General features: G+C 60.2%; 15 protein-coding genes. 8 read left to right on the top strand and 7 right to left on the bottom strand.

The window, feature by feature from the left end; all coding sequences use genetic code 11:
* Positions 1–16 precede the first annotated feature (16 nt).
* Both ACQZ40_RS06800 and ACQZ40_RS06795 read left to right on the top strand, forming a co-directional pair.
* Entirely contained in the window at positions 17–1,066 is a 1,050-nt protein-coding gene (locus tag ACQZ40_RS06800; protein ID WP_125144965.1) for an SPFH domain-containing protein, read from the top strand.
* Between the two features lie 2 nt (positions 1,067–1,068).
* A complete protein-coding gene (locus tag ACQZ40_RS06795; protein ID WP_078052223.1) occupies positions 1,069–1,533 on the top strand; it encodes an NfeD family protein in 465 nt (154 codons plus the stop codon).
* A 36-nt stretch (positions 1,534–1,569) separates the two neighbouring features.
* On the opposite strand, the gene ACQZ40_RS06790 is transcribed toward ACQZ40_RS06795, so the two are convergent.
* Complete coding sequence (locus tag ACQZ40_RS06790; RefSeq protein ID WP_174040063.1) at positions 1,570–2,565, bottom strand: KpsF/GutQ family sugar-phosphate isomerase; 996 nt, start codon at positions 2,563–2,565, stop codon at positions 1,570–1,572.
* A 112-nt stretch (positions 2,566–2,677) separates the two neighbouring features.
* On the bottom strand, positions 2,678–3,043 hold the full coding sequence (locus tag ACQZ40_RS06785; RefSeq protein ID WP_149743011.1) for a PAS domain-containing protein: 366 nt from the start codon (positions 3,041–3,043) through the stop codon (positions 2,678–2,680).
* A 421-nt stretch (positions 3,044–3,464) separates the two neighbouring features.
* Between ACQZ40_RS06785 and uppP the strand changes: the two genes are divergently transcribed.
* Positions 3,465–4,970, top strand: a complete 1,506-nt coding sequence (gene uppP, locus ACQZ40_RS06780) for a polysaccharide biosynthesis protein UppP (protein ID WP_448747629.1) — start codon at positions 3,465–3,467, stop codon at positions 4,968–4,970.
* Positions 4,971–5,029: 59 nt separating this feature from the next.
* On the opposite strand, the gene galU is transcribed toward uppP, so the two are convergent.
* Positions 5,030–5,917 carry a UTP--glucose-1-phosphate uridylyltransferase GalU gene (gene galU, locus ACQZ40_RS06775; RefSeq protein ID WP_065656524.1) on the bottom strand — a complete coding sequence of 296 codons (888 nt, stop codon included), beginning with the start codon at positions 5,915–5,917 and terminating at the stop codon, positions 5,030–5,032.
* Positions 5,918–6,112: 195 nt separating this feature from the next.
* Here galU and ACQZ40_RS06770 point away from each other — a divergent pair, with 195 nt between their 5' ends.
* The 4 genes from ACQZ40_RS06770 to ACQZ40_RS06755 all read left to right on the top strand — a co-directional run bounded on the left by ACQZ40_RS06770 (position 6,113) and on the right by ACQZ40_RS06755 (position 10,909).
* Positions 6,113–7,336 carry a lytic murein transglycosylase gene (locus ACQZ40_RS06770; RefSeq protein WP_003519550.1) on the top strand — a complete coding sequence of 408 codons (1,224 nt, stop codon included), beginning with the start codon at positions 6,113–6,115 and terminating at the stop codon, positions 7,334–7,336.
* Between the two features lie 63 nt (positions 7,337–7,399).
* Positions 7,400–8,635: an SGNH/GDSL hydrolase family protein gene (locus tag ACQZ40_RS06765; RefSeq protein WP_448747628.1), complete on the top strand. Its 1,236-nt coding sequence runs from the start codon at positions 7,400–7,402 to the stop codon at positions 8,633–8,635.
* Between the two features lie 247 nt (positions 8,636–8,882).
* Positions 8,883–9,557 (top strand): response regulator transcription factor, encoded by a 675-nt coding sequence (locus ACQZ40_RS06760; protein WP_078052056.1) that lies wholly within the window; start codon positions 8,883–8,885, stop codon positions 9,555–9,557.
* Positions 9,554–10,909, top strand: a complete 1,356-nt coding sequence (locus tag ACQZ40_RS06755; RefSeq protein ID WP_448747627.1) for a sensor histidine kinase — start codon at positions 9,554–9,556, stop codon at positions 10,907–10,909. Before ACQZ40_RS06760 ends, ACQZ40_RS06755 begins: the two co-directional genes overlap by 4 nt.
* A gap of 73 nt (positions 10,910–10,982) precedes the next feature.
* On the opposite strand, the gene ACQZ40_RS06750 is transcribed toward ACQZ40_RS06755, so the two are convergent.
* Genes ACQZ40_RS06750 through gltB form a run of 3 tightly spaced genes read right to left on the bottom strand, consistent with a single transcriptional unit; the run spans position 10,983 to position 17,365 of the window.
* Positions 10,983–12,437: a glutamate synthase subunit beta gene (locus ACQZ40_RS06750; protein ID WP_065656528.1), complete on the bottom strand. Its 1,455-nt coding sequence runs from the start codon at positions 12,435–12,437 to the stop codon at positions 10,983–10,985.
* Between the two features lie 15 nt (positions 12,438–12,452).
* Positions 12,453–12,611 carry a hypothetical protein gene (locus ACQZ40_RS06745; RefSeq protein ID WP_168208140.1) on the bottom strand — a complete coding sequence of 53 codons (159 nt, stop codon included), beginning with the start codon at positions 12,609–12,611 and terminating at the stop codon, positions 12,453–12,455.
* Between the two features lie 8 nt (positions 12,612–12,619).
* On the bottom strand, positions 12,620–17,365 hold the full coding sequence (gene gltB, locus ACQZ40_RS06740) for a glutamate synthase large subunit (protein ID WP_448747626.1): 4,746 nt from the start codon (positions 17,363–17,365) through the stop codon (positions 12,620–12,622).
* 373 nt (positions 17,366–17,738) lie between these two features.
* Between gltB and ACQZ40_RS06735 the strand changes: the two genes are divergently transcribed.
* On the top strand, positions 17,739–18,791 hold the full coding sequence (locus ACQZ40_RS06735) for a threonine aldolase family protein (RefSeq protein WP_443406798.1): 1,053 nt from the start codon (positions 17,739–17,741) through the stop codon (positions 18,789–18,791).
* A 30-nt stretch (positions 18,792–18,821) separates the two neighbouring features.
* Here ACQZ40_RS06735 and ACQZ40_RS06730 read toward each other — a convergent pair whose 3' ends face one another.
* On the bottom strand, positions 18,822–19,511 hold the full coding sequence (locus tag ACQZ40_RS06730; RefSeq protein ID WP_078052059.1) for a response regulator transcription factor: 690 nt from the start codon (positions 19,509–19,511) through the stop codon (positions 18,822–18,824).
* Positions 19,512–19,523: the final 12 nt, after the last annotated feature.

Genomic DNA, 19,523 nt, shown 5'->3' with positions numbered 1-19,523 from the left:
ATCAGGAGGTAAAGTGATGATTGCATTGGGCGGTTTCGACATCGTCGTCATGGCAGCGGTGGTTCTCGTTATTCTGGTGCTGTTTGCCGGCATCAAGACCGTCCCCCAGGGGCATCGTTACACGGTTGAACGGTTCGGGCGCTACACCCGCACACTCGAGCCGGGCCTGAACCTCATCGTGCCGTTCTTCGAAACCATCGGTTCGAAAATGAACGTGATGGAGCAGGTCCTTCATATACCGACACAGGAAGTCATCACCCGCGACAATGCCAGCGTCTCCGCCGACGCCGTCACCTTCTATCAGGTCCTCAATGCCGCGCAGGCCGCCTATCAGATCGCCAATCTGGAAATGGCCATCGAAAACCTCACCATGACCAATATCCGTTCGGTGATGGGCTCGATGGACCTCGACGAATTGCTGTCGAACCGCGACGCCATCAACGACCGCCTGCTGCGCGTGGTGGACGAGGCGGTGGGACCATGGGGCATCAAGGTCACCCGTATCGAAATCAAGGACATCGCACCGCCGAAGGATCTCGTCGATTCCATGGCGCGGCAGATGAAGGCCGAGCGTGAAAAACGCGCGCAGGTGCTGGAAGCCGAAGGCGCCCGCAATGCCCAGATCCTGCGCGCGGAAGGCGCGAAGCAATCCGCCATTCTGGAGGCGGAAGGCCAGCGCGAAGCGGCATTCCGCGATGCCGAGGCGCGCGAGCGTCTGGCCGAGGCCGAAGCGAATGCCACCCGCATGGTCTCGGAAGCCATCGCCGCCGGCAATGTCCACGCCATCAACTATTTCGTCGCCCAGAAATATACCGAGGCTCTGGCAGAGATCGGCACGGCGAAGAATTCCAAGATCGTGCTGATGCCGATGGAGGCTTCGGCGCTGATCGGTTCCCTCGGCGGTATCGGCACGATTGCGAAAGAGGTTTTCGGTGACAGGGGCGATGCGCCGACTGCGCCCGCCGCCTCCACAGCGCCCCGTTCCGTGCCGCCGACGCGGCCTTCCGGCCAGAGCATCAACGTCACGATCCCCGGTAATCCCTTCGGCTCTTCATCGGAGAAGTGATGATGTTGCAACGGCTTGCCACTGAGCTGGGGCCATGGAGCTGGTGGATTGTCGCCTTCGTGCTTCTGGCCGCCGAACTCATCGCTCCCGGCGTATTCCTGATCTGGATCGGCCTCGCCGCGCTGGTCATCGGCGCGGTCTCGCTGCTTTTATGGGATACGGCATTCTGGGCCTGGCAATTGCAGCTGGTGCTGTTTGCCGCGCTTTCCGTCGTCTTCGCCCTGCTCGGCCGGAAATATTTCGGCAGGAACCGGGCGGCAAGCGACGAGCCCTTCCTCAACCAGCGTGAGGCAAGCCTTGTCGGCCGCACCGCGACCCTTCAGGAGCCGATTGTCGAAGGGCGTGGCCGGATCAGGCTGGACGATACCTGGTGGCCGGTCAACGGCGAAGACCTGCCGGCCGGCACCCGTGTGAGAATTGCTTCCGCGCGCGGACGCACGCTGACAATCGAGCCGTTGGACCGATAGGTTTTCAGGAGCATTTTTTCAGGATCGGCGCTTGCTTCAAGCCACGCCAATTCTCAAGAGATCGTGGAAATGCACCAGCCCGATGGGCCGGTTGTCATCATCGATGACAATCAGCGCACCAATGTGGAATTTTTCCAGCGTCGCCAGTGCGCTGGTCGCCAGCACCGATTTTTTGACGGTCTTCGGCGTGCGGGTCATGATGTCATCGACCGTCAATTCGGCGAGGTTGCGCGACAGGTTGCGCGCCATATCGCCTTCGGTGACGATGCCGCAAAGGCGGCCATCCTCGTCCAGAATACCGACGCAGCCGAAATGCTTGCGGGAGAGAACCCCGACCGCTTCCGGCATGGCCGTTCCCTTGTTGACCAGCGGCACACGATCACCGGTATGCATGATATCGCTGACCAGCGTCAGGCTCGCCCCCAGCTTGCCGCCGGGATGAAACACCTTGAAATCGCCCGCGGTGAAATTGCGCGCCTCCAGCAGCGCAACGGCAAGGGCATCGCCCAGCGCAAGCTGCATCAACGTAGAGGTCGTGGGCGCAAGGCCGAGCGGGCAGGCTTCCTGCTCATTGGGAACCAGCAGCACGATATCGGAAGCCTGTGCCAGCGATGAATTTTCCGAGCAGGTGAGCGCGATCAACGGAATGGAGAAACGGCGCGAATAGTTGATGATGCTGCGCAGTTCCGCGCTTTCGCCGCCCTTGGAAATGGCCAGCACCACATCATCGCCGCCGATCATGCCCAGATCGCCGTGATTGGCCTCCGCCGCATGCACAAAAAAGGCAGGCGTCCCGGTGGAGGCGAAGGTGGCGGCAAGCTTCGCGCCTATGTGGCCGCTTTTACCGACCCCGGTAATGATGAGACGGCCATTCGACTGGCCGATGGTCTCGATCGCCTTGCAGAAGGGGTCTGAAAGACCGTTCCTCAAAGCATCCTCAAGGGCGGCAAGGCCAGCCCGCTCCATCGAAATCGTCCGCACGGCGGATTCGATGGCATTGTCTTCGACCAGTTTGACGGCGCGCGTAATCATGGCCGACTGTTACTCTTTCAGCCGGAATAAGTCCACTCTCCAGCCGGTGAGCGCCGGGTTTTAGTCGATGTCGTCCAAAAATGTTCGACGGTTTCAGTCCGACGACATGTCATCAATGACGCCGGTCCGGCGGAGAAATCTCCTCCATCGTTCCAAGCCGCTTGAAAGGGATGTTTTCCTCGTCGACCAGATATCGCCCGAGCGTCCTTACCCATGAGACCGAGCCGTCGCTGCGGCGCACGGCATATTCCTGATTATAAAAACTCGCGGCCTTGAGGGTGATCAACGCCGTTTCGATCACATGGTTTCGATGATCGAGGTCCACTTTTTCAAGCATCTGAAAAATGCTGATGCCCTGCATCGCTTCCCGAAGCGGAATCCCGAAGAGTTCAGCACATACTTCATCTAGGTAGAAACGGTCATTGGTAATATCCCAACAATAAAAACCGACCTGCTTGGCGTTCAAAACGGGATTCATGAAACGGCGCTGTCACACAAAATAAAATTCAATACCACTTGCTGCGCAATATACGATCAGCCGCTGTAAACTATAGGGCAATTCCGTGCCAAATTGAAACGTTTTAATCTTCTCATATTAGAATTTTTTTGCATTTATGACTATTCTTCTCCAGTAACCGAGGTGAGTGAAATCGAGCCGCCCGATTGAGCGATGGGGTGTCTCTGCTTTTCCCTCGCCTGCCATAACACTGAAATCCCGGCGATCTTTATCAACTGTTAACCATAAAAAACCTATTGTTAAAGCGATGTTAAAACTTGCGTCGCCTGTCTGGTCCCTGGTTTCTTCACGTCATTTCATCGGCCTGTCACTCATCGGGCCTGAGGAGATGTCTTGTTGGCCCTTCGATCCGGCATCGGCCAAACTCGCCGGGTGAAAAGGAATGAGCGTGAAGGGCACCGCCACACGTCTGCCGACGTCGCGGAAAGCAGCAACCCTGCTGCTCGCCTGCACGATTTTTTACCCACAGGGAAGCACCTTCGCGCAGACTGCAACGACAGCCATACCGGTATTGCCGGGCAGCGCTTCTGCCGTCGACGGAGCAGCTTCCCCCACACCGGCGACGGACAATGGGGTGAGCACTGGCACGGGCGCTGTCCCGGCCACAGCTACACCCACGCCGGCACCGCAACTCTGGCGTCCGTCCAACAATCCCGGCGATCCGATTTACGAACAGCAGGACGAAGCGGGCCAACCCTATGCTGAAGGCGAAAACCCCTATGAGCCGACGGTGGACGGTGGCGAAAATCCACGGATAGCCACCGAACCCGGCCAGACGCCCGGCATCCGGCTCGGCACATTCCTGCTGCGGCCCTCGATCAGCCAGACGATCAATACGGAAAAGCAGACGAATACCGGCGGCCCTTCCAGACGCAATTATCTGACGACAGGCATACGCGGTACGCTCACCAGCGACTGGTCCCGTCACGCCTTGACGGTGACGGGCGACGGCGCCTGGGAGAGGAACTTCGGCAGCGACAAGGACGGCGAAGAACCCCGGGCCAGGATAGAGGCCGATCTGCGCCTTGATCTCGGCGAAGAAACGACGGCCAATCTCAAGGCCGGTTACGAATTCAGCCGCGAAGACACGACGGACCCCAATGCTCTCACCGGCGCTGCCGTGCAGGGCGGCGAACACCGCTTCACCACCGGCGCATCGATAGAGCGGGATTTCGGCAAGCTGCGCGGCCTGGCAGCGCTCGATCTGTCGCGCACGGTCTATACGGATGCGAAAGGCGTCGACGGCCGGCCGATCAGCCTCAGTGACCGCGACCAGAACGGCGCGAACCTGCGCGGACGCATCGGTTATGAATTGTCGCCGGCACTCATCCCCTTCCTCGAACTGAATGCCGGGACGACCAAATATGACAGGCGTCTCGACAATTCGGGCTATGCCCGCTCCTCCAATGCCTATGGGGCGAAGGTCGGCGCGGAAGTCGATCTTGGCGAGAAGACACGTGGCGAGGCCGCCATCGGCTATCTGCGCAAGCAATATGACGACGATCGCCTCGCCTCGATAGGCGCATTGACGCTGGATGGCGAACTCAACTGGTCACCTCAGCGGGGCACCAATGTCAATCTCGGCCTGCGCACGACGATAGAGGACTTTGCCGGCGGACCGCAGGGTGGCTGGGTTTCCTATCGGCTGGATGCCGGCCTGACCCACGAATTGCGCAGCAACCTCGTTGCCCGCCTGACGGGACAGATCGTGCATCGCACATTCCCCTCTTCCGACATGGAAAATGCCGTTGAATATACCGCTGGCGCCGGCCTGACCTGGGGACTGAACCGCTATCTCGACCTGACGGCGGACGTCAGCTATCAGTGGACACCGGTTTATGACAGCAGCGAGCTGCGCGTCGGCGCAGGACTTGTCCTCAAGCGATAGGCTTCGGCCAAAAAGAAATCCCGGCGCTGAGGCCGGGATTCCGTTGTTGTTCTGGTGAATTACTTCAGCCCGTTGATCAGGGCCTTGATCGGCTCTTCGATCGCAGGGCGAATATCGCCACGCTCCAGCGCGAAGGCGACGTTGGCAAGAATGAAACCATCCTTGGCGCCGCAATCGAAGGTCTGTCCACGGAAATGATATCCGGAGAACTGCTGCGACTTGGCAAGCGTCAGCATGCCGTCCGTCAGCTGGATTTCGTTGCCGGCGCCACGCTCCTGATTTTCGAGAATGTCGAAAATCTCGGGCTGAAGAATATAACGGCCGTTGATATAGAAATTCGACGGCGCCGTACCCTTGGCAGGCTTTTCGACCATTTCAGTGATCTTGAAACCTTCACCCACGGCATCACCCACGCCGACGATACCGTATTTATGCGTCTGGTCGGGAGCGCATTCCTGCACCGCGATGACGTTGCCCTGGGTCTGGTCGTAAAGTTCGACCATGCCCTTGAGGCAGCTTTTCTGCGAATGCATGATCATATCGGGCAAGAGCACGGCGAAAGGCTCGTCACCGACGATATCACGGGCGCACCAGACCGCATGGCCAAGACCGAGCGGCACCTGCTGGCGCGTGAAGCTTGCAGTACCCGCTTTGGGCAGAAGGCCGGCCAGCAATGTCAGCTCGGCATTCTTGTTGCGCTCGCGCAGCATCTGTTCAAGTTCAAATTGAATATCAAAATAATCTTCGATCACCGCCTTGCCGCGGCCGGTGACAAATACAAAATGCTCGATGCCCGCTTCCGCCGCCTCATCGACGACGTATTGAATGACCGGCTTGTCGACGACGGTGAGCATTTCTTTCGGAACCGCCTTGGTTGCGGGCAGGAAACGCGTGCCGAGACCTGCGACCGGAAATACGGCCTTCCGAATTTTCTTCTGTTCTACCACATATCCCTCCTGAGAGATAAAACTTGATCACAATCCCCGCACGCTGTTGTTATTTCAAAAATAACAACGTTTTGTAAAGGGTGACGCTACCATCTATTAATGGTAAAGAATTTGTTGACGTTCTTTTGTTATCCATGATGACGCCCGATGCGTTTTCGCAATCGAAATGACATTCGAGAGAACGAAAGACAGACGATGACAAAGATGATCCTTTCAGATGTCCGCAAATTCGGCTGCATGGTGGTTGCAGGCCTGGCAATCTCGCTGGCGCCCGTTTCGGCCCGCGCCGATCAGGGATTCCGTCAGTGGATCAACCAGTTCTATGCAACAGCCGCGAAAGAAGGCATTAGCAAGGCGACCTATCAGAAGGCCTTTGCCGGTGTCAGCGAGCCGGATCCGGATGCGCTGCGCAAGGCCACCTTCCAGCCGGAATTCACCACGCAGATCTGGGATTATCTCGATTCCCGCGTCAATCCGTACACGGTGCGGATCGGCCGCGAGATGAAGATGAAGCACGCGACGACCCTCAACTGGATCGAGCGTAACTTCAATGTCGACAAGCACATCATTCTCGCCATCTGGTCGATGGAATCGAATTACGGCGCGGTTCTCGAAAAGCCGGAACGGCTGCACAACATCCCGCAGGCGCTGGCAACGCTCGCCTATTCCGATCCCAAACGCGCCAAATTCGCGCGTACGCAATTGATCGCCGCTCTAAAGATTCTCCAGGCGGGCGATGTCACGCCGAAACAGCTGACAGGCTCCTGGGCGGGCGCGATGGGTCACACCCAGTTCATTCCCACCAGCTACCTGCTTTATGCGGTGGATGCGGATGGCAACGGCAAGCGCGACATCTGGCACTCCGTTCCGGACGCGCTGGCAACCGCTGCCAATCTTCTTTCCAAAAACGGCTGGGAGCCGGGCCGGACCTGGGGTTATGAAACCGCCGTTCCGCGTGGCGGCGCCCGTTATGAAGGGCAAACGAAGACCATTGCGGAATGGACGAAGCTCGGCTTTGCCCGCCCGAACGGCAAGAACTTCACGCGTGGCTCCGATCGCGCCATGCTGAAATTGCAGGGCGGAGCAAACGGCCCCGGCTTCCTGATGATGAAAAACTTCTTCACCATCAAGAAATACAACGCATCCGACAGCTATGCGCTCGCCGTCGGCCTGCTTGCGGATGAGATCGCCGGTTATGGCGGCATGCAGCAGAAATGGCCGCGCCCCGATGGGACGCTGGACATTCGTGAAAAATTCGAGCTGCAGACCCGCATGAAGGAGCTCGGCTATTATGACGGCGAGGTGGATGGGAACTTCGGCTCCGGTTCGAAAGCCGCCATCAGCGCCATCCAGTCGCGCATGGGTATGGAAACCGACGGTCAGCCGTCGCAGCGGTTGCTGAGAGCCCTGCGCAATTGATAATGTGCCGGTGAATTCGGCGGCGGCGTGAGCGCCGCCGATGCATCCGGAAAGGTTGATGTCATGAGTAGGAAACCTGCGGCGAAGAACGGAAGAACCGGCTGGCGTTTCTGCGCCGTCCTTCTTTGCGCTGTCCTTACCGTGCCGCTCGTTCCTTCCGAAAGCTTCGCGCAGGAGCAACGGCGCACCCTGTTTGAAATGCTCTTCGGCAGACCGGTGGGCCGCGATAGCGGATCCGGGCGCGAATACCAACCCCGCAACCGTCGCGACTTTCCGTCTGCTCCGCGTGAAAGATCGGTCACCCGCCCGCAACCTGCCAGAAAAGCGCCCTCGGTGGTGCAGATGCGGACCGCAAAGCCGGAACCGGCCGCCAAGCTTGAAAATGCGCGGCGCGTTCTGGTTATCGGCGATTTTCTTGCCGGCGGCATGGGGGAAGAACTGGTCAATGCCTTCGCCAGTTCGCCTGCAATCGCCGTCGATGTGCGTGCCAATGGTTCTTCCGGCCTCGTCCGTACCGATTACTACGACTGGTTCACCAACCTGCCGCAATTCATCAGCGAGACCAAACCAGCCACCATCGTCATCATGATGGGATCGAACGATCGCCAGCAGATGCAGATCGGCGATATCAGGGAAAAATTCGGTACGGAGGTCTGGTTCAAGGAATATGAGCGGCGGATCGACGAGCTTCTGGGCCTTGCCGGACGCCCAAAGGTGCCGCTCTTGTGGGTTGGCCTGCCCGCCTTCCAGTCGCCGTCGCTTTCGGCCGATCTCGTCGGTTTCAACCGGCTTTATCGCAGCCATGTCGAAAAATATGGCGGCGAATTCGTGGACGTCTGGGACGGTTTCGTCGATGAGGCGGGAAAATTCGTCATCACCGGCTACGACATGAACGGCCAGCAGGCGCGCCTGCGCGAGGCTGATGGCATCGGCATGACCCAGGCCGGCAAACGTAAGCTTGCATTTTACGTCGAAAAATTCGTGCGCCGGCACCTCGATAGCGCCGGGCCGGACCTCGTGAAACTGGACGGCAGCAATCTGCCGGCGCTCACCTCCCTGCCCGCGCTCGGCATCGATGCCGGGCAGGTACGCACCCAGCCTATCAGTCTCACCGACCCCAATCTCGATGGCGGCGACAAGCTGCTGGGCGATGCTCCTTTGACCGCCGGAACGACACGCGTATCCGTGGTGGAATCGCCACGCGAGAGGTTGACCAAGCGGGGCGAAATGGCCGATGCACCGGCAGGCCGCATCGATGACTATCGTGTGGCGCCCGATACCACACAGGCAAAACAATAGACGCTTTCGCAGCTGCCTGACCGCCCCGCAGCGGGCGTAATGTTTAGGCAATCCGCGCATGACAGGATAGGTACAGCTTTGCAGGAATGCGGGGTTGGCCATCCACCATCCCCGGTCCCCTTTTTGCATGGCGACATCCATTTGACGGCGACGCCTCGCTTGTTTGTAGCGTCAGCGACGCCGTCGTTTTTTGCCTTTTACCGCACCCCTTTCCGGAAGGTACGCCGGACAATACCGAGATGAATTCATGCGCCTGCTGCTTGTTGAAGACGAACGCGAAATGGCAGCAGCCCTGTCCGCCGCGCTCCACCGGTTCGATATTATCGTGGATACGGTCGGCACGCTCGATCTTGCCCGTCACGCCATCATGGACGGCGTCCACGACCTTGTCGTGCTCGACCGGCAATTGCCCGATGGTGACGGCATCCAGCTTATCGAAGACTTGCGGCTCCTGCCCGTCACCCCGCCCGTCATCGTGCTCACCGCGCAGGGCGCGCTTGTGGATCGGGTGAATGGCCTGAACCTCGGTGCGGACGATTATCTGGCCAAGCCATTTGCCGTCGAGGAACTGCTTGCACGCATTCGCGCCCTGATGCGCCGGCCGGCGGGCACCGTGACGATGACGGCAAAACTGGGCAGGCTGGAATTTTGCTTCGAAACCCGCGAAGTGCGTATCAAGGGCGAATTTCTTCCGCTGACCAGACGCGAACTGCTGATCCTCGAGGCCCTGTTGCGGCGACAGGGCAGAACGGTGCTGCGCTCATTGCTGGAGGAAGCCGTTTATAATTTCGACGATGAGATCCAGTCCAATGCACTCGATTCCCATATCTCCCGCCTGCGCCGCAAATTGGCGGCCGCGGATGCGGGCCTCGAGGTCCACGGCATTCGCGGCGTCGGTTACCTGCTGAGGGCAACCTCGTGAAGCTGGCCAGAAGAAAATCGCTCAAGCGCCGGCTCACCATTCAACTGCTGCTGTTCCAGATCGGCAGCCTGTTCTTTGTCACCGCCGCGATTGTCACCTATATGTCGAGCGGCGGCGCAGGCAGCGCGCTGCTCAGCCCGGAGGCGGCCCAGATAACCGCCAACGCGATCATACGGAATGAGGACAATCGGCTGGTTCTCCAAGAAACGCCCGAATTCATCAACCTGCGCAGCAATACCTCCGATTTCTGGTTCGTCGCGGTCAGCGAAAAAGGTGAGATCGTGCAGGGCGGGCAGGTGCCCGAGGCATTCAGTAACATGGATCAGCAGCTGAGCGACATCAGGGTCTCCGACGTGCGCGACGCGGCGCTGTCCTATTCCTACCTCGCCGTGGTGCGCATCGCCATCGTTCGCCGCGCTTCGGGGCCGGCGGGAGAATTCGTCATGATCGGCAAAGGCGGGCCGTTCAGCATGACCTTCCCCGTTTTGTTGTTCTCGAACATATTGATCATGCCTGTCCTCATTCTCATGTCCATCGTGACGGTCGTGACCATCCCCTGGATCATCCGCAGGGAATTCCGCGCCCTTTCCACCATTGCCCGCGCGGCGGAAACCATCGATATCGACAGGCGCGGATACCGATTGCCGGATGGCGATATTCCACGGGAGGTGCAGCCGCTCGTGCATGCCGTCAACGGCGCGTTGAAGCGGCTGGACGATGGCTACGAACGGCACAAGCGCTTCATTCTCGATGCCGCCCATGAATTGCGAACCCCCGTCGCCATTCTCCAGACCCGCGTTGAAACCTTGCTGGACGGCCCGGCCCGCAGCAGAATATTGGCGGATGCCAGCCGTATCGCCGTGCTGGCCGAACAATTGCTAGATTTGCAGCGCCTTGGCGGGCAGAAAGCACCGCTGGTTCCGCTTGATATCGTCGGCCTGTGCAGGTCCGTCGTCGCCGATATGGCGCCGCTTGCGATCTCACAGGGATATAATCTGTCCTTCGAGCCGGAAGAGGAACCGATCCTCGCCCTTGCCGATGATGCCTCGCTGCAGCGCGCTTTAATGAACATCGTGCAGAACGCCATTGAACATGGCGGCAATCGCGGAACCATCACCATAAGGGTGGCCTCAAACCGGGTGATCGAGATAGCCGATGAAGGAAATGGCATTCCCGAGGAGGACCGGGAACTGGTTTTCGATGCCTTCCACCGCCTGCGACCAAAAGATCGCGGCACCGGGCTTGGGCTCAATCTCGTGCAGGAGATCGTCCGTTATCACGGCGGCGGGATCACCATCAGCGATTCCTCCACCGGCGGCGCCTGTTTCCGCATTGCGCTTCCCTATTGCTGAGGACGCCGCAGTCAAACAAAAAGGCCTGTCGCGTCCGCAACAGGCCTTTCCGCTTCTTATCGGTTCCGCCTGCTTAGCGCGGCAGAACGGTTGCGCCCATCAGCGCCTCATCGATCGCCCGCGCCGCCTGGCGGCCTTCGCGGATCGCCCAGACCACCAGTGATTGGCCACGGCGCACGTCGCCCGCCGCCCACAGCTTGTCGACCGAGGTCTTGTAGTCCGTTTCGTTGGCGATCACATTGGTGGAGCCGCGACGGTCGGTGTTGAGCGTCAGCTTGCCTTCCATTTCCTTCAGCACGCTGTCCGTGAAGGGACCGGAAAAGCCGATGGCGATGAAGGCGAGATCGGCCTTGATGATGAATTCCGTGCCGGCAATCGGCTTGCGGCGGTCATCCACCTGACAGCACTTCACGCCGGTCAACACGCCGTCTTCGCCGACGAATTCGAGCGTCGCCACCTGGAACTCGCGGATGGCGCCTTCGGCCTGCGAGGACGAGGTGCGCATCTTGGTCGCCCAGAAGGGCCAGACCGCCAGCTTGTCTTCCTTTTCCGGCGGCATCGGGCGGATGTCGAGCTGCGTGACCTTCACCGCACCCTGACGGAAAGCCGTGCCAACGCAGTCGGATGCGGTATCGCCGCCGCCGACAACGACGACATGCTTGCCGCCGGCAAGAATCGGATCGGCCGGCCAGCCGACGCTGTCGATATTTTCGCGACCGACGCGGCGGTTCTGCTGCACGAGATAGGGCATGGCATCATAAACGCCATGCAGATCGGCGCCGCCGATACCGGCCGGGCGCGGGGTTTCCGAACCGCCGCAATAAAGCACGGCATCGTGGTCGGCCAGAAGCGCCTCAACCGTTACATCGACGCCGACATTGACGCCGCAATGGAAGGTGACGCCTTCACCCTTGATCTGCTCGACACGGCGGTCGATGAAGTTCTTCTCCATCTTGAAGTCCGGGATGCCGTAACGCAACAGGCCGCCGGGCTTGGATTCGCGCTCATAGACATGGACCTCGTGGCCGGCGCGGCCGAGCTGCTGCGCAGCCGCCATGCCCGAAGGACCGGAACCGATGATGGCCACCTTCTTGCCGGTGTGGATCGTCGCCGGCTTCGGCACGATGAAGCCCAACTCATAGGCCTTGTCGGCAATCGCCTGTTCCACCGTCTTGATGGCGACCGGCGCATCCTCGAGATTCAGCGTGCAAGCCTCCTCACAAGGCGCGGGACAGACGCGACCGGTAAATTCCGGGAAGTTGTTGGTGGAGTGGAGGTTGCGGATCGCCTCTTCCCAGTTGTTGTTATAGACCAGATCGTTCCAGTCGGGGATCTGGTTATGCACGGGACAGCCGGTCGGGCCGTGACAATAGGGAATGCCGCAATCCATGCAGCGCGCCGCCTGCTTCTGCACCTCGGCATCCGACATCGGAATGGTGAATTCGCGGAAATGGCGAATACGATCCGATGCGGGCTGATACTTGCCCACCTGCCGGTCGATCTCCAGAAAACCTGTAACCTTGCCCACGTTTATGTCCTCACATCAAAGCGGAGCGCCTGTCGGGCCCCAGTACCAGTAAGCGAAACCAAAAGCCGCCCCCAGCACGATGAACTCAAATCCGGTCTCGCCGCTCGTCCAGATGATCGCCGTGGGAACGGCGACCGCGATCATCAGCGAGACCAGTTGGTGTAGTATCCTCACGCGGCGGATTACTCCGCCGCCACGCCCATGCGCATGCGCTCCATTTCCTCAAGCGCACGGCGGTATTCGACCGGCATGACCTTGCGGAATTTCGGACGGAACTCGCTCCAGCGGTCGAGTATATCCTTGGCGCGCGACGAGTTCGTGTAATGGAAGTGGTTGGAGATCAGCTGGTAGAGGCGCTCCTCGTCGTGGCGCGTCATGTCCTCGGAAACGTCCACGCGTCCCTTGTGCATGAGGTCGCCGCCGTGATGGTGCAGCTTCTCCAGCATGTCGTCCTCTTCCGGAACCGGCTCCAGCTCGACCATGGCCATGTTGCAGCGGGTGGCGAAATCGCCCTTCTCGTCGAGAACATAGGCCACGCCGCCGGACATGCCGGCCGCGAAGTTACGGCCCGTTTCACCGAGAACGACGACGATGCCGCCGGTCATATATTCGCAACCGTGGTCGCCGACACCTTCGACAACCGCGACCGCGCCGGAGTTACGCACCGCGAAACGCTCGCCAGCCACGCCACGGAAATAACACTCGCCGGTGATCGCACCGTAAAGAACGGTATTACCGACGATGATCGAGTTTTCCGCGACGATACGGGTGTTTTCCGGCGGACGCACGATGATGCGGCCACCCGAAAGGCCCTTGCCGACATAGTCGTTGCCGTCACCCACCAGATCGAAGGTGATGCCACGGGCGAGGAAAGCGCCGAATGACTGGCCCGCCGTACCCTTGAGGGTGACGTGGATCGTGTCGTCTTTCAGACCCTTGTGACCCCAGCGCTTGGCAAGCGCACCCGACAGCATGGCGCCGGCGGAACGGTCGACGTTCTTGATCGGCACTTCGAAGACCACGGGCTCGCGGTTTTCGAGCGACGGCAGGGACTTCTCGATCAGCTTGCGGTCGAGAATGTCATCGATCGGATGCTTCTGGCGCTCGGTCCAGAAGGTTGCTTCCTTCGGAGCCTCGACCTTGTGGAAGATGCGGCTGAAATCCAGCCCCTTGGCCTTCCAATGCGCCAGCATCTCATCCTTCTCCAGCAGCTCGGAAGCGCCGATGATCTCGTCCAGCCTGGTAACGCCAAGCGAAGCGAGGATTTCGCGCACTTCTTCGGCCACGAAGAAGAAGTAGTTGATGACGTGTTCCGGCGTGCCCTTGAAGCGCTTGCGCAGAACCGGGTCCTGCGTGGCAACGCCGACAGGGCAGGTGTTGAGATGGCACTTGCGCATCATGATGCAACCGGCCGCAATCAGCGGCGCGGTGGCAAAGCCGAATTCATCCGCACCGAGCAGCGCGCCGATGATGACGTCGCGGCCGGTCTTCAGACCGCCATCCACCTGCAGGGCAACGCGCGAGCGAAGACCGTTCAGCACCAGCGTCTGCTGGGTTTCGGCAAGACCGATTTCCCATGGGGAACCGGCGTGCTTCAGCGAGGTGAGCGGCGAAGCGCCCGTGCCGCCATCGAAACCGGCGACGGTGATATGGTCGGCGCGCGCCTTGGCGACACCGGCCGCAACCGTGCCGACGCCCACTTCAGACACCAGCTTCACCGAAACATCGGCTTCCGGGTTGACGTTCTTCAGGTCGTAGATCAGCTGCGCCAGATCTTCGATGGAGTAGATATCGTGATGCGGCGGCGGCGAAATGAGGCCGACGCCCGGCGTCGAATGACGCGTCTTGGCAACGGTTGCATCCACCTTATGGCCGGGCAGCTGGCCGCCTTCGCCGGGCTTGGCACCCTGCGCCACCTTGATCTGCAGCATATCGGCATTGACAAGATATTCGGTCGTCACACCGAAGCGTCCGGAAGCGATCTGCTTGATGGCGGAGCGTTCCGGGTTCGGCTTACCGTTCAACAGCGGCATGTAACGGTCGGATTCTTCACCGCCCTCACCCGTGTTGGACTTGCCGCCGATACGGTTCATGGCGATCGCGAGCGTGGTATGCGCCTCGCGGCTGATCGAGCCGAAGGACATGGCGCCGGTCGAGAACCGCTTGACGATATCGGCTGCCGGCTCGACCTCATCGATGGAAACCGGCTTGCGGCCGAGCGCTTCCGCCGACTTGACCTTGAACAGGCCGCGAATGGTGTTCATGCGCAGCGCCGTCTCGTTTACCATGCCGGCGAATTCGCGGTAGCGATCCTGGCTGTTGCCGCGCACGGCGTGCTGCAGCGAGGCGACGGCATCCGGCGTCCAGGCGTGGCTTTCGCCGCGCATGCGATAGGCGTATTCGCCGCCGATATCGAGCGTGTTGGCAAGGATCGGGTCCTTGCCGAAGGCAGCCGTGTGGCGCGTTACGGTTTCTTCGGCAATCTCCGTCAGGCCGACGCCCTCGATGGAGGTGGCGGTGCCGAAGAAATACTTCTCGACGAATTCCGAGGAAAGGCCGATGGCGTCGAAAATCTGCGCGCCGCAATAGGACTGGTAGGTGGAAATGCCCATCTTGGACATGACCTTGAGGATGCCCTTACCCACCGCCTTGATGTAGCGATAAACGACTTCATCGTCGGAGACTTCCTTCGGGAAGGCGCCGTGCTTGTGCATGTCGAGCAGCGTGTCGAAGGCGAGATAGGGGTTGATCGCCTCGGCACCATAACCGGCCAACAGACAGAAATGGTGGATTTCGCGCGGTTCACCGGTTTCCACAACGAGGCCGACCGAGGTGCGCAGACCCTTGCGGATCAGGTGATGGTGCACGGCGGCCGTCGCCAGAAGGGCGGGGATCGCGATGCGGTCCGGTCCGAGCTGGCGGTCGGAAAGAACGATGATGTTGTAACCGCCGCGAACGGCCGATTCCGCACGCTCGCACAGGCGGTCGAGCATTTCAGGCATGCCTTCGGCACCGCGCTCCACATCATAGGTGAAGTCGAGCGTCTTGGTGTCGAAACGGTCTTCCGTGTGGCCGATGGAGCGGATTTTTTCCAGATCGCCATTCGTCAGGATCGGCTGGCGCACTTCCAGACGCTTGGCACGAGCCGCACCTTCATGGTCAAGAATGTTCGGGCGCGGACCGATGAAGGACACGAGGCTCATGACAAGCTCTTCGCGGATCGGATCGATCGGCGGGTTGGTCACCTGCGCGAAGTTCTGCTTGAAATAGGTGTAGAGCAGCTTCGACTTTTCCGACATGGCCGAAATCGGCGTATCGGTGCCCATCGAGCCGATGGCTTCCTGACCGGTCGTCGCCATCGGCGACATCAGGAGCTTGGTATCTTCGCTGGTGTAGCCGAAGGCCTGCTGACGGTCGAGCAGCGACACGTCGCGGCGCAGCGCGCGCGGTTCAACCGGCTTCAGCTCTTCGAGGATGAGCTGCGTGCGGTCGAGCCAGGTGCGATAGGGGTGCTTGGCGGCAAGCTCGTGCTTGACTTCCTCGTCGGAAACGATGGAGCCCTTTTCCATGTCGATCAGCAGCATCTTGCCGGGCTGCAAGCGCCACTTCTTGACGATGCGCTCTTCCGGCACCGGCAGCGTGCCTGCTTCCGACGCCATGATGATACGGTCGTCATCGGTGACAAGGTAACGCGCGGGGCGCAGGCCGTTGCGGTCGAGCGTTGCGCCGATCTGCTTGCCATCGGTGAAGGCGACGGCGGCCGGGCCGTCCCACGGCTCCATCAGCGCTGCGTGATATTCGTAGAACGCCTTGCGTTCGGCCGACATGGACTGGTTGCCGGCCCAGGCCTCCGGGATCAGCATCATCACGGCATGGGCCATGGAGTAGCCGCCGCGCACGAGGAATTCGAGCGCGTTGTCGAAGCAGGCGGTATCCGACTGGCCCTCATAGGAGATCGGCCAGAGCTTGGAGATATCGTCGCCGAACAGCACGGAGGAAACCGACGCCTGACGCGCCGCCATCCAGTTGACGTTGCCGCGCAGCGTGTTGATTTCGCCGTTATGGGCAACCATGCGGTAGGGGTGCGCCAGCTTCCAGGACGGGAAGGTGTTGGTGGAAAAACGCTGATGCACGAGGGCGACGGCGGATTCGAAGCGCGGATCGGCCAGATCCTTGTAATAGGCGCCCACCTGATAGGCGAGGAACATGCCCTTGTAGACGATGGTCGAAGACGACAGCGAAACGGGATAGAAATCCTGCGTTTCCTTGCCGCCGCCTTCGTCATAGATGCGGTTGGACAGTACCTTGCGGATCAGGAACAGCTTGCGCTCGAAATCGGCATTGCTCGCGGCATCGCGGCCGGCGCCGATGAAGACCTGCACGTGGTGCGGTTCGGTCGCTGCGATATCCGGCGCCTTGGAGAGCGAGGAATTGTCGACCGGCACATCGCGGAAGCCGAGGAACTGCTGCCCCTCTTCGCCGATGACGTCGACGATGACCTTCTTGTAGTGCTCGATGCGGGAAGGATCGCGCGGCATAAAGATGTGGCCGACGGCATATTCGCCGGCCTTCGGCAGCGTAACGCCCTGCGCGGCCATTTCCTCGCGGAAGAAGCGGTCGGGAATCTGCACGAGAATGCCCGCACCATCGCCCATCAGCGGATCTGCGCCGACGGCGCCGCGATGCGTCAGGTTCTCAAGGATGAACAGGCCGTCCTTGACGATCTGGTGCGACTTGGCGCCCTTCATATGGGCAACGAAGCCGACGCCGCAGGCATCATGTTCATTGGCCGGATCGTAAAGACCCTGCCTTTCCGGCAAACCGCCCGCGAAACGCGCTTTCGCAGAAACGGGTGCGGCCGCAGCCGCGGTGGGACAGTCTGTGGTCAGGGTGGCGGCGGCGATTTCCGCCTGCGGCTTGTTCGTCATTTTTGTCCCTCCTGCAAAATTACTTGCATGGTTTCATGCGAAGATCCGGCTCGACCACGAATTTTCGCTTCCCGCAAAATCCGCATTCAATCCGGCTCGACCAAATTTAGGACAGCAAAGCTGTCTCAATTCACGAGGATTTTGGCAGAAACAGGCGAATTTAGCAAGGGTGCGAATCCAATTAGTGAAAGCCCCTTTTTGCAGCGAAGTTTCGATACTGACCTATTGCGCGAAACTTTCTTATCGCAACACCCGCGGAGCCATTGCTTTCATTGCCGGATTTGCCAATCGCAATCTTAGGCAATAGAACTTTGCCGTTCATCGCGCCACGCATTCCCAAACCAGAACCCCAGCCATCGGAAAGCCTTCAGAGATGTTTTTTGCTTCAGACAATTGGGCCGGCGCCCACCCTGCCGTCAACGAACGGCTTTCGCGGGAATCCACGCGCTTTGCCGCCGCCTACGGCACCAGCGAACTCGATCTCTCCATCGAAAAGCGCTTCAACGAGATTTTCGAGCGCGAGGTCGCGGTGTTTTTCGTCGCCACCGGCACGGCGGCCAATTCGCTTTCGCTGGCCAGCATCGCCCGCGCCGGCGGCCTGACCTTCTGTCACTCCGAAGCGCATGTGATCGAGGACGAATGCGGCGCGCCGGATTTCTTTTCCGGCATGCGCATGGTCGCCGTCGAGGGACCGAACGGCAAGATGCTGCCGGAGAACCTCATCGAGCGCATTGCGCGTTATCCGCAGGATGCCGTGCATCACGGCCGCGCCGCAGCCATCACCATGACGCAGGCGACCGAGGCCGGCACGGTCTACACGCTCGATGAAATCGACGCCATCGCCAAAATCGCCAAGGATAACGGCCTGCCGCTGCATATGGATGGCGCGCGCTTTGCCAATGCGCTTTCCGCGCTCGGCACCACGCCGGCCGAAATGACTTGGAAACGCGGCGTTGACGTCCTGTCTTTCGGCGGCACGAAAAATGGCTGCTGGTGTGCGGAAGCCATCGTGTTTTTCGATCCTTCGCTCGCCCGGGATTTCTCCTTCCTGCGCAAGCGCACCGCTCAACTTTTCTCGAAATCGCGTTTCATCGCCGCGCAATTCGAAGCCTATTTGCAGGACGACCTGTGGCTCGGTCTCGCAAGCCATGCCAATGCCATGGCCAACCGGCTGCGCGCCGGCTTCGGCTCGCTGAACAGCGCCCGCCTCGCTTGGCCGACCCAGGCCAATGAAGTTTTCGCCATTCTGCCGAAGGCTGCCGCAGAAGCCGCCACGGCAAAGGGTGCGAAGTTCTATGACTGGCTGGAGCCGCGCGACATGCCGGAAAAGGTCGGCAAGGACGAAGTGCTGATCCGTATGGTCACCAGCTTTGCGACGACCGAGGCCGATGTCGACGAATTCCTGTCGATCTGCGCTGCCGTTTAAACTATCGGAGGGCGTCGCCTTGCGGCGCCCTCATACCTCCTGCAGCCGGTAACCGACCCCGGTTTCCGTCAGAATATAGCGCGGCTGATCCGGGATTTTTTCGATCTTCTGGCGAAGCTGGCGCACATAGACCCGCAAATATTGCACATCGGTCAGTTCGTCCCATACATGCTCCAGCAGAAAACGGTGCGTCAGCACCTTGCCGGCATGCTGCACCAGAACCCTGAGAATGTCATACTCCTTGGGCGAGAGCTTCACTTCCCGATCCTCCACCTTGACGATGCGCCGGACCAGATCGACGGAGAGATCGCCGGTCTGGAACACCGGCCTCTCCCCCTGGCTTTGCAGACGATGGCGCAGGGCGACGCGGATGCGGGCGACGAGTTCGTTCATGCCGAAAGGCTTGGTGATATAGTCATCCGCCCCCAGTTCCAGCGCCCTGACGATACCCGCCTCATCCGTGCGGCTGGAGAGAATGATGACCGGCAGCGCCAGCCCTTCGCCGCGCCATTTCGCCAGAAGATCATGACCCGACATATCCGGCAGGCCGAGATCGAGAACGACGAGATCGGGCTTGTCCTCACTGACCAGCTGCATGGCGACCTTCGCATTCATCGCCTCGCTCACCGCATATTCTTGGGTCGACAGCCCTACGCGCAAAAGCTTGCGGATCGGCGGTTCGTCGTCGACGATCAGAATACGAACGGCGGAATTGGTCATTCTCGATCTCCC

It is taken from the genome of Agrobacterium sp. 16-172Ci (genome assembly GCF_053522725.1).
Note: the sequence above shows the minus strand (reverse complement) of the source record. Positions and strands in the feature narration are given on the sequence as shown.